Source organism: Chryseobacterium rhizosphaerae (assembly GCF_003385455.1).
Classification (GTDB): domain Bacteria; phylum Bacteroidota; class Bacteroidia; order Flavobacteriales; family Weeksellaceae; genus Chryseobacterium; species Chryseobacterium rhizosphaerae.
Genome location: NZ_QNUF01000033.1, coordinates 43,013 through 54,322 on the forward strand (window position 1 = coordinate 43,013; position 11,310 = coordinate 54,322).

Annotated in this window: 9 protein-coding genes and 1 tRNA gene; all 10 read left to right on the plus strand. The window is 33.7% G+C overall.

Annotated features, from left to right (window positions below; genetic code table 11):
* The first annotated feature begins 2 nt into the window (after window positions 1-2).
* The 10 genes from folB to DRF57_RS20690 all read left to right on the plus strand — a co-directional run bounded on the left by folB (window position 3) and on the right by DRF57_RS20690 (window position 10,912).
* The gene (folB, locus tag DRF57_RS20645) at window positions 3-371 is read left to right on the plus strand and encodes a dihydroneopterin aldolase (protein ID WP_115920592.1); all 369 of its coding nucleotides are present in this window, start codon (window positions 3-5) and stop codon (window positions 369-371) included.
* A gap of 35 nt (window positions 372-406) precedes the next feature.
* A complete protein-coding gene (locus DRF57_RS20650) occupies window positions 407-1,771 on the plus strand; it encodes a DUF4403 family protein (RefSeq protein ID WP_115920594.1) in 1,365 nt (454 codons plus the stop codon).
* Between the two features lie 25 nt (window positions 1,772-1,796).
* Window positions 1,797-2,306 (plus strand): RDD family protein, encoded by a 510-nt coding sequence (locus DRF57_RS20655; protein ID WP_084085456.1) that lies wholly within the window; start codon window positions 1,797-1,799, stop codon window positions 2,304-2,306.
* Between the two features lie 58 nt (window positions 2,307-2,364).
* Window positions 2,365-2,435: transfer RNA gene (locus tag DRF57_RS20660), tRNA-Cys, on the plus strand.
* Window positions 2,436-3,336: 901 nt separating this feature from the next.
* Window positions 3,337-5,493, plus strand: a complete 2,157-nt coding sequence (locus DRF57_RS20665) for an outer membrane beta-barrel family protein (RefSeq protein ID WP_115920596.1) — start codon at window positions 3,337-3,339, stop codon at window positions 5,491-5,493.
* A 128-nt stretch (window positions 5,494-5,621) separates the two neighbouring features.
* Window positions 5,622-5,840, plus strand: a complete 219-nt coding sequence (locus DRF57_RS20670; protein ID WP_084085460.1) for a hypothetical protein — start codon at window positions 5,622-5,624, stop codon at window positions 5,838-5,840.
* Window positions 5,841-5,907: 67 nt separating this feature from the next.
* Window positions 5,908-7,260 (plus strand): radical SAM/SPASM domain-containing protein, encoded by a 1,353-nt coding sequence (locus tag DRF57_RS20675; RefSeq protein ID WP_052188644.1) that lies wholly within the window; start codon window positions 5,908-5,910, stop codon window positions 7,258-7,260.
* An 11-nt stretch (window positions 7,261-7,271) separates the two neighbouring features.
* Window positions 7,272-8,003, plus strand: coding sequence for a hypothetical protein (locus DRF57_RS20680; protein ID WP_115920598.1), 732 nt, complete (start codon window positions 7,272-7,274; stop codon window positions 8,001-8,003).
* A 62-nt stretch (window positions 8,004-8,065) separates the two neighbouring features.
* Window positions 8,066-8,551, plus strand: coding sequence for a GIN domain-containing protein (locus DRF57_RS20685; RefSeq protein WP_123863367.1), 486 nt, complete (start codon window positions 8,066-8,068; stop codon window positions 8,549-8,551).
* 189 nt (window positions 8,552-8,740) lie between these two features.
* The gene (locus DRF57_RS20690; RefSeq protein ID WP_241508041.1) at window positions 8,741-10,912 is read left to right on the plus strand and encodes a peptidase domain-containing ABC transporter; all 2,172 of its coding nucleotides are present in this window, start codon (window positions 8,741-8,743) and stop codon (window positions 10,910-10,912) included.
* The last annotated feature ends 398 nt before the right edge of the window (window positions 10,913-11,310 follow it).

Genomic DNA, 11,310 nt, shown 5'->3' on the forward strand with positions numbered 1-11,310 from the left:
CAATGAGTAAAATATATCTTGAAGATGTAAAAATATATGCCTACCACGGTGTACTCCCGGAAGAGAATATTATCGGAACTAATTATATTCTCAACCTGGAGCTTCGCACTGATCTTTGGAAAGCTGCGGAATCCGATGATCTGAATGACACCATAAGTTATGCAGATATCAATGATATTATTCATGCCGAGATGAAAATCAAATCAAAACTGTTGGAACATGTTGCAGGAAGAATAATTTCCAGCATCCACAACAATTTTCCACAAGTTACCTACATCAAGCTTAAAGTGACCAAAACAGCTCCTCCAATGCAGGGAGAAATGAAAGGCGCCAGTGTTGAGCTTAAAAAAAGCTTCAAATCTGGAAATTAAAATCCTTATTTTCGTTTCATAAAAAAGATAAACCGTTGAGATTCATTAAAATATTATTTTTAGTAGTATGTATCAATGCTTTTGGCCAGGCCAGCGTTGATAACCAATTAGCCAGTTACAATTTTCCAAAGATCAAATCCAGTATTACCATGCCGGTAACGATTCCTCTTTCGGAACTTAGTAATATGATCAATGCTTCGGTAAAGGATCTTGTGTATCAGGATGACTCTTATACCGACAATAATAATGACCAGTTTAAAGTAAAGGTGTGGAAGACCAGGCCGATTCGTCTGGTAGGAGGAACCAGCCAAAACTTATTAATCGAAGTTCCATTAAAAATCTGGGCAGAAAAAGGCATCGGAACATTGGGAGTTTATACGTATCAAAATACAACCTTTGAAACGGTGATGTCTTTTAATACAACGGTAAGCTTAAAAAATAACTGGACCATTACCACCAATACTCAGCCCAATGGCTTCAGATGGGTTACAAAACCAGTCCTGGATTATGGAAGGATACAAATTCCTATCACACCTATTGTTGAAAAAAGCCTCAGGGAGCAGCAGGAAAAGTTCTGTAAAACCATTGATCAGCAAATGGCTACTCAGCTGAACTTTCAACAGTATGCGTTAATGGCCTGGAATACTTTTCTACAGCCTTTCAATATTTCTGAAGAATATAATACATGGCTGAAGATAAGCCCGGTTGGAGTTAATATCACACCTTTAAAATTCTATGGAAATCAAATCAATGCCACTCTTGGAATTGATATTTATTCTGAAACGTTTACAGGAAATAAGCCAATGGCCTCTCAGCCTGTAACCGCAGTAACGAATTTCAACTTCTCTCCTACTGTTGCAGATAAATTTCTTTTACAGACTACTGCTAATATCCCTTTTACAGAAGCCAGCAGTATGGCCAGAAAAACTTTCTTAAATAAAGAGTTTGACATCAGGGATTCCAAAGTAAAAGTAACTGACATCAGAGTTTACGGTGTTGACAACAGGATTATCCTCGAAGCTCAAACCGACGGTTACATCAAAGGAACGGCTATCATTTCAGGAATTCCTGTGTATGATGAGATCAAAAGAAAAATTGTTTTATCTGATTCTAAATTTAAACTGAAAACAACCAATATCCTTCAAAAAACCGCTTCGGTATTATTTCAGGGGAAAATTGTCAAAATGATTGAGGAAGAATATGGGATTCCAACTCAGGAATTGGAAGAGGCATCCAGAAAAAGTATTGAAGATGCTTTTAACAAAGAGTATTATAAAGGTTTAAAAATGAACGGAAAAGTTTTTAATCTTAAGCCCAGTAAAATCCTTCTGAATAGTACCGGAATTACCGCTGTCATTGATACAAACGCAGCATTAAAACTCCTTGTCAACGGATTTTAAAACTTCAAATAAAACTAAACCAACCATGAGAAAATATTTAGTAATTGTAGATAGAAACAGATCCCAAAAGTGGACAAGATTTGCTAATTTTATTATTGACAGGCTTGTAATCACTATAGCATTTCTTGCTCTGGGATTTATTTCATCCTTACTATATCAACTTGCAAACATTGACTTTTTCGTCAATATTATTTATAAGATGTCACAAGTGAATAGATTTGTCGATATTCTGATCACCTCTGTCATCTATTTTATGTACTCCTTCCTTATCGAATACTTTACCAAAGGAAGATCCATCGGTAAATATATTACAGGGAGTAAAGTTATTTGCATTGATGGTACCGAACCTACTTTCAATGATTATCTTATTCGGAATATTTCCAGAATTGTTCCTTTTGATGCCCTTTCCTTTTTAGGTGAAAATGGCTGGCATGATAAATGGAGCGAAACAAGAGTTATTAACATCAAAAATTATCAGGCTGAAATTCAAGCAAAAAGCGAAATTGACCATCTTGGAAAGAAAGAAATTGCCTGAAAACTTTTGTTCATAAAGAAATTTTACTATATTTGCACACCTCAAAAATGGTAAAAATGGTACTTTGGCCGAGCGGCTAGGCAGTGGTCTGCAACACCATCTACAGCGGTTCGAATCCGCTAGGTACCTCTTCAAAAACCTCTAAATTTTATTTAGAGGTTTTTTTATATATTTTCCTCAATACTTTCCCGATAATATATAAACCTCACATCTTTTACGATCTCAAAGAAATTGCATCAGGCAAAACTTATTCTATCACATCCATAAAATTCTTCTCTTACAATCCATCATAAAAAATCCCCGGAAGATCCGGGGAAATAAAAGGTGTCAAAACCAATATAATGTATATGGTCAATATGGTGTTATCTTTTTAAGTTCAAGCCATATGCCAAATACATCACTTATCTAGGAAATGTTAGTTTTTGTGGTACTTATTTTTTTATAGATGAAAATACACTGCAGATATCAACCCGAAAATAAAACATGAATTTTCTAAAATATATTCAACACTATTCTGCAAGTTTTCAAAAAAAGCTATAGAAAAACAGAAATAACAGAATTATTAAAATCATACATATTTAATAATTCCATCATACAAATCCATAAAAAAATAACGAAGCAAAAATCCATTTCACAGAGGTATTGTCATTTAACAATAAAAAACACATCAGTCTATCTCCATCCTTTTCGGAGGAAACCGGCACCGGTTTTCGTACTTCTAATGTAAAATTTACAGTCATATTGGAGCTTAATTTTTGTAAATCAGGCGCTAAATTTTAAAAAAAACATATAAATCCGCCTTGATATTTTTTTCAAAAACAGAAATTCAAAAACATGATAAAAATCATGTAAAACATTCATTTACAAAGAATTAAAATCATTGAATTTATCAAAAAGCAGGGATAAATTCATGAATTTATAAAGCATTCGCTTGTATAATCATTCAAGCTTACAGCATATTTGTCTAAAGCAAGAATACAGTGAGATTTTTTTATTAACCTCATATCAGCTGCAGAAATAACTAATATCAATGAAAAAAATAATCTCCACTCTTAGTATTATATTTTCGGTTTTTATGTTTTCTCAACAGAAGAAAAATGACTCTGTGAACAAAATAGTCGAAAAGCAAATACAGGAAGTTGAGATCAACATGAAAAAGAAACTGATAGAAAGAAAAGTTGACAGACTCGTTTTTAATGTTGAAAATTCAATAACAGCTTCCGGCTCTGATGCCGTAGAAGTTTTAAAGAAAACACCCGGTGTAGCGATTCAGGGAAATACCATTGGGATTATTGGCAAAAGCTCTGTTTCGGTGATGATCGATGAAAAAATGGTTCAGTTATCAGGAGAAGCCCTGATGAACTATTTAAGAGCTACCTCATCTGAAAATATAAAAAGTATAGAGGTAATTACAACACCTCCGTCAAAATATGATGCTGAAGGAAACAGTGGTATTATCAATATTCAGTTGAAAAAAGCAAAACAGAATTCCTGGAGTAACAGTACAAGGACTACCTATACACAAACCAGTTACCCTGCCCTATCTCTGGGAAATACATTTAACTACAATAAAGACCGGTATTCATTTTCAATCATGCTGGATGCTAAGAAAGGGAATGAAAATGTAACCGAAAGATCAAATATTGAGTATCCATCTTATTTGTGGATGAGCAAAGTGAAAAGAAAGGACAGTAAAGATGTTCAGAGTGTAAAGGTATCAGCGGATTATCAGATTTCAAAAAAATCAAGTATTGGGGCTATTTTTCAATTTTATAATTCCACACCGGACATTCAGGAAACTAATGTTGTAAACCTGCTTAGCAGACAAGGTCAGGGAAATAAAATTTTATCTACGAATGCTGAAACAGATGCGAAAAATTGGAATAATTCATTAAACCTTCATTTCACCCATGATCTTGATTCTTTGGGAAAAAAATTCTCGGTTGATTTTGATTATTTCAAATTTAAGGAAGATAAAAACAGGCTTTTTGATACCCAGGAAAATAATGTGTTACAATTATCAGCACAGAATTTAGGGCAGCAGGACATCAATAACTTATCAGCTAAGATTGATTTTATACACCCGGCAAAATTTGCAAACTATACTTATGGAGTGAAGATAACCTCAACAAAAAATGACAGTTCCATCAAATTTATAGATCAGACGACAGGAACTCCTGTAGTAGATCCGTTACAGACTGATGCTTATCAATATAGAGAAAATATACAGGCTGCCTATTTTGATCTTGCCAAAAGCTTTGGAGAAAAATGGCAGATAAAATTAGGAGCAAGAGCGGAATATACCCAGACTACGTCCAAATCTGTCACCAACAGTACGGAATATAAAAATGATTATTTTAAAATTTTTCCAACGTTCTATGTGCTTCGGGTTCTTAATGAGAGCAACACCATCAACCTGAGCTATAGTAAAAGAATAAACAGACCCTCGTTTTGGGAATTAAATCCTTTTAAATGGTATTTCAATGCGAATTCTTATGCAGAAGGTAATCCTTTTTTACAACCGGCGATCAGTCATAATTTTGAACTGACCCATACATATAAAGAAAAATTGTTTACCTCATTTTTCACTCAGCTAAAAAGCAACGGGTTTAGCCAGGTTCCTTATGTGAAAGATGATTTAACTCAGGTTTTTACAAGATTAAATTATTATAAAAGCTATGCTTATGGAATTTCACAAAATTATGTTTTTAATAAATGGAGCTGGTTAGAAAGTAATGCTCAATACAATATTTATTATATAAAAACCAAGATTGATGATCAGTATAAAGATGCTGTACCTTCTCAAAGCGGATTTGGCTTTGCCTTCTCATTAAACAACAGTTTTGTACTCAATAAAAGTAAAACAATATCAGGAGAGCTTAATTACAATTACAATGCACCCAATAAAGGGTTGATATACAAACAAAGCGGATCAATGAGGTTAGATCTCGGATTAAGATTTTTATTCCTTAATAAAAACCTGCAATGCTCCATTAGTGTAGACGATATTTTAAAAACAAGTAATCCTGATAATACCACATACACCAATGGCATTACCCAAACCTATAATGTGTATGCTGACACCAGAAGACTGAGATTGTCCTTACGATACAACTTTGGAAACAAAAACATCAAGGGTAAAAACAGAGAAATAGGAAACAGTGATGAGAAAAACAGATTAAAATAATATGATTTCCGGTTTTGTATGTGCACAATACAGGACTATGAATAAATATAACCGTTTGCAAACAAGTACCAAAAAAGGTTAATGTATCAAAACTTTACCAAAAACTTTAATTTAAAATTTTAATTAACATGAAAAATTCAAAACTTAAGAACATTTACGGTGCTGTACAATTAGACGCTGTAAATAGAGGTGAAATCATTAGTGTAAATGAGCAATTAGCTATCAGAGGTGGACAAGCTGCAGGTTGGCAACCACTGTGTACAGTAAACGTAAACTCTGGTTGTAATATTGGTTGTACTCCAACTACCCCAACTACTCCAACTAAAGAAATCTCTTCAATAGAGTAAATTAATTATCCTCCATAACTCTTTCTCAATAGTTATGGAGGTTTTTAACCCTTTTAAAAACTATCATATGTTCAAGAACTCTTATTACAAAATAAAATCAGAAGTAGGAAATGATACCGTGCTTTTTTATTCTACAAGGAGTGGCGAAACAATGGCCTTAGAGAGCCATACTGCCCTGCTGTATGAAAATGAAAATTATGATGATCTTCCTGAGAATGTTTTTTCTAAGCTTCTGGCATCAGACCTCATCGTACCAAAAGAAGAAAATGAGCTGGATGAAGTGATACTGGAAAATAAAACAAGTATTGCCGAAAGCAGAACATTGTATCAGGTTATACAACCTACAGCCAACTGCCAGTTGGGATGTGGATATTGTGGGCAAAACCATACCAAAGCCCTATTGAATAATGAGCAAATGGATGCTATTGTTGAAAGGGTAAAATTTAAACTTGAAAGAGAAAATAATTTTGACGCTCTGGAAATAGGTTGGTTTGGAGCAGAACCGCTAATGGCCTTAAGTAATATTAAAGCATTAACTCCAAGACTGAAAGCATTAGCCGACAAGCACAATTTAAGATACTCTTCAAAAATGGTTACCAATGGATTGTCTTTAAAATTGAATGTTTTCCTGGATCTTGTTAAAAACTATCATCTCAGCTTTTTTGAGATTACATTGGACGGTACAGAAGAATACCATGACAAAAGAAGATTCCTGAAGTCAGGAGAAAAAAGCTACAGAATTATTCTCGATAACCTTATTGACATATTCAACTATGAAGGTTTTTCTGAATTAAATACTACGGTGAACATCCGTTGTAATGTAGATCAAACCAATCATGACAGTGTTACTCTTTTAATTGATGAACTGAATTCTCTGGGGATTCATAAAAAACTGTCCAATTTCTATGTTGCCCCTATACATTCATGGGGAAATGACGCGCATCTGATGTCTCTGGAAATTGCCAACTTTGCAGACAAAGAGATCGACTGGGTGATGTACAGCCTTAAAAAGGAATTCAATACCCCTGTGGTACCTAGCAGAAAAAAGCAGACTTGTATGGCTATAGACCCTAAAGCTGAACTGATAGATGCCTATGGAAACATTTATAACTGCACAGAAATTTCATATGTTCCGGCTTATGATGAATCCGGTTATATCTTAGGAAATTTAAATAGAACGGACCCTAGTAATTTACTTCAGGAAAGACCGTTTGTCGACTGGAATGATCTGATTAGAGAGAACAAATCAAACTCTCCCTGCCATACCTGTAAAATACTTCCTATTTGTGGAGGAGCATGCCCTAAAACATGGAAAGAAGGAATTTTTTCTTGTCCGTCATTTAAATTCAATATGGAAGACAGAATCGCTCTATCCTATATCATTGCTCAGAAAGGATCAGAAGTTTTAAGTGCCTTTTAAAAATTAATACCATGAAAAAATTTGATAATCTTTATAGTAAACTAGATCAGCTGGAAAAGCTAAACAAGCAAAAATACAAAGAGCAGCTGAAATTTGATGAGCATGTGAATGAGATGATCAACTCCGTATGCTTAAATAAAAAAGTGTTCCTATTTTACTATGAAAATTATCAGAAAGCTCTGGAGCACTCCAGACATGGAAATATCATGACCGCTGAAAACCTCGTATCAAGAGCAGGAAAATACATAGACAAATCTTTACTGAGTGAAGATGAAAAAAAACTATATGACTTGATTTGTGTACCTATTGATGCCTATCTGCACTACAGGAAAGGAGATTTTTCCGCTGCTTTCACAGGTACAAAAAAAACAATGGAGCTGGATTCCTATTTTGAAAAAAAATTTCCTATAGTTTTTTTTCATAAAATCCAGCAGATCCACAACCTGGCAAGGATCAGTTTCAGATCAATGGAAGTTGACCGTGCCCTTATCATCTTAAAAGATATATTCAGACTATTGATAGACAAAACTCAAATAACTTTTGAGGATGTTGTTTATGATCCCATATACCTGGAGTACAATAGTGACGACCTTAGAAAGTCTATGATTTTTGACATTCTTACCGATGTTATAACAACGGCAGAAAAACATAAGGAAAATGAAAAAATCAGTATCTTAGATTTTTGTGATGAAATAATCACCCATTCCTCATTTAATAAACTAGAAACCCAAGCAATCTTATGAAAGTATTCAATTTATTTATAATAATGACTCTTTTCTTTTCATTTGAAAAAGCTTATTCTCAAATGATTAAAAGTGAATTAAATACCGAAAAAGCTGATTTCAAAGAAATAAGGATTGAAGATATTGCTCAGGTATTCTTTACCAAAGGTTCCGAAAATTCAATTATTGTGGAAAGGAGCTCCGACAAAGACAAAGAGATTAAATTCAGCATAACTGATGGCGTCGCCTCTGTAAAGGCAATCCATTCCACTGAAGAAAGCAAAAAAAATAACTACAACCTCTACATTACGTCAAAAAGCGATGACATTTTTATCAATGCCTACAACGTGGGAATATTACGAACCACAGATAAAGCTCAGTTTGGAACAACCAAACTTAAGGTTATCAATGCAGGGAAAATAGACCTGGCTGTTGATACCCAAACCTTAGTTCTAAATATAGAAAATGTAGCTTCACTTAAAATCAGTGGAAAAACAGATCAGCTGACTTTAGATAAAAAAAATGTAATACTTTCTAATTTGAAAAAACTGAAAGTAAAAAAAGATTAAAATAACAGTCCAATGGGGAAACAATATTTCATAATTGTATTCCTATCCTGTTTCCGGAGCAGAAATCAGAATGTTCAAAATTGAAACAGGCTTTTCATCAAAGCACAAGCATTCATTGTTGCTCAGTATCCTTATACCAATCAAAGATAAATAATTAAGATAGTGCGTTTTATTGCTCAATATGATCAAATGGATTGCGGCCCTGCTTGTATAAGCATGGTGGCCAATTCTTATGGAAAAGAATACCCGTTGGAGTACCTTAGAGAAAACTCTTATATCACAAAGGAAGGGGTTTCTCTTTTAGGCATAGGAGAAGCATCAAAAAAAATAGGATTTGATTATCATGCGGTAAAAGAAGAATCTGATCATTTAATTTCCAATATCGAAAATACCAAGAAACCTGTTATTTTACACTGGGATCAAAATCATTTTGTGGTACTCAATAAAGTCAGTAATTCTTTATTTTCCAAAAAAAAAATATTTGAAATTTACGATCCTGCTCATGGTATCATCAAAATATCTCAGGAAAAATTTGAAGAATCCTGGATTTCAGATCGTAGCAAAGGAGTTTCCGTCTATTTAACTCCCACAGATACATTTTATCAAAATGAGCCCCCTCAGCAGAAGCTGTTAACCGTTAAGCAGACTGTTGAGTATCTGCAACCTTACAAAAGGAAAATAGCCTTGATGTTCTGTCTGCTTCTTGCAGGAAGTGGCATCACACTTATCTTTCCATTTCTTACCCAGTCTCTGATAGATGACGGGGTAAGTTCAAAGAATTTAAATTTTATTTTTATTATCCTGCTGGCACAGCTGTCATTATTTTTAGGCAGTATCGTTATCAATATTTTCAGAAACTGGCTGACACTCTATATCGGTACACATCTGAGTATTAAAATTATTTCAGACTTTCTAAAAAAAATAATAGAACTTCCCATTCGGTTTTTCGACACCAAACTACTGGGAGATTTCCAGCAAAGAATTCAGGATAACAATAGGATTGAAGAATTCTTAACCTCCCAAAGCTTACTTACATTTTTTTCCATAGTCACCTTCTCCGTCTTCTTTGGCGTTCTGGCGTACTATGATGTCAAAATACTGTTAGTATATTCCATTTTGACCCTGATCTCTATTGCCTGGTCATTTTACTGGCTTAGAAAAAGAAAAATAATGGATTATTTCCGGTTTAAACTTCGCAGTGAAAATCAGGACTCCATCTATGAGATGTTGAACGGAGTTACCGAAATGAAATTAAATCAATTTGAAGATTTTAAAATTTCAGAATGGGAAAAAATCCAAAAAAGGCTGTTTCAGCTTAATATCAGAATTTTAAAAATTGATCAGTATCAACTCTCCGGATTTGAATTTTTGAATCAGCTTAAAAATATAATTGTTACTTTTTTGGCTGCCACTTATGTGGTAAAAGGAAGTATGTCTCTTGGGGTGCTTTTGTCAGTATCTTACATAATAGGACAGATGAATTCCCCTGTAAGTCAAATGATAAATTTCTTCCGTTCTTTTCAAGATGCAAAATTGAGCATGGAAAGACTTAATGAAGTTCAGTTTAAATCCAAAGAGGAAAAAGAAGACGACAAACCTATAGAATCCAATGAAGAAACAGCAGGCGATATCCTGTTTGAAAACGTATCATTTCAGTATGAAGGACCTCAGTCTCCCTATGTATTGAAAGATATCTCGCTTACTATCCCTCAGGGAAAGGTTACTGCGATTGTAGGAGCCAGTGGAAGCGGAAAAACGACCCTTATGAAACTTTTACTGAGATTTTATAATCCGGTATCAGGAAAAATCAGTTTTGGGAAAACGGATATTTTACATATTTCTCCTAAAAGCATTAGAAAAAGTTCAGGAGTTGTTCTGCAGGATGGATTTATATTTTCTGATACCATCGCCAGAAACATCATTACCCATGATGAAAACAGTGATGACGAAAAATTACTAAAAGCAGTCACAACATCCAATATCAGCGAATTTGTAAACTCTCTTCCCTTAAGATATAATACCAAGATTGGAGCTTCAGGGAACGGAATTTCCGGAGGCCAGAAACAAAGAATATTAATTGCAAGAGCTGTATACAAAAACCCTCAATACTTATTTTTTGATGAGGCGACATCAGCCCTGGATGCTGAAAATGAAAAAATAATCCATGATAACCTTCAGGAATTTTTTAAAGGAAAAACCGTTGTCATCATTGCCCATCGTTTATCTACCGTAAAGAATGCTGACAATATCATCGTCTTACATGGAGGAAAAATTGTAGAAGAAGGCAATCATCAGGAATTAGTCAGTAAAAACGGTGAATATTACAAACTGGTGAAGAATCAACTGGAATTAGGCAGTTAATATCTGAGCGCTTAAATAAACAAGCTCCCCTTTTCAAAGAGAAGCTTAATAAATAATGCAAAAAGTGATGATATGTAGAAATTTATTCATCTAAAGATCATCAACTAATCGATGTTCTTTTTATGAGTAGAATCATATTCAAAAAAAAATCCTCGGAAATTCCGAGGATAAAAACTAATAACCATGAAAACTCAAATTAAACATGAGTTACATATCTACATTGAAAAATCGTGCCAAAATTTAAATTTTGATAAAAATATTCCAATATATATTTTCGAGAGATTAAATATCATATTTTAATATTTTCACCTCTTTTTTTTCGTATTATTAAAAATCACATCATGTTAATTACAGCTATTCAAAATAGGAAGTATTAAAAAAACAATATGATTAAAGAG

Bases quoted from the DNA above. Each gene is read 5' to 3' on its own strand.
- DRF57_RS20655 (WP_084085456.1), top strand. From the start codon at position 1,797: ATGAGAAAATATTTAGTAATTGTAGATAGAAACAGATCCCAAAAGTGG.
- DRF57_RS20675 (WP_052188644.1), top strand. From the start codon at position 5,908: ATGTTCAAGAACTCTTATTACAAAATAAAATCAGAAGTAGGAAATGAT.
- folB (WP_115920592.1), top strand. From the start codon at position 3: ATGAGTAAAATATATCTTGAAGATGTAAAAATATATGCCTACCACGGT.
- DRF57_RS20680 (WP_115920598.1), top strand. From the start codon at position 7,272: ATGAAAAAATTTGATAATCTTTATAGTAAACTAGATCAGCTGGAAAAG.
- DRF57_RS20685 (WP_123863367.1), top strand. From the start codon at position 8,066: ATGATTAAAAGTGAATTAAATACCGAAAAAGCTGATTTCAAAGAAATA.
- DRF57_RS20670 (WP_084085460.1), top strand. From the start codon at position 5,622: ATGAAAAATTCAAAACTTAAGAACATTTACGGTGCTGTACAATTAGAC.
- DRF57_RS20665 (WP_115920596.1), top strand. From the start codon at position 3,337: ATGAAAAAAATAATCTCCACTCTTAGTATTATATTTTCGGTTTTTATG.
- DRF57_RS20690 (WP_241508041.1), top strand. From the start codon at position 8,741: ATGGATTGCGGCCCTGCTTGTATAAGCATGGTGGCCAATTCTTATGGA.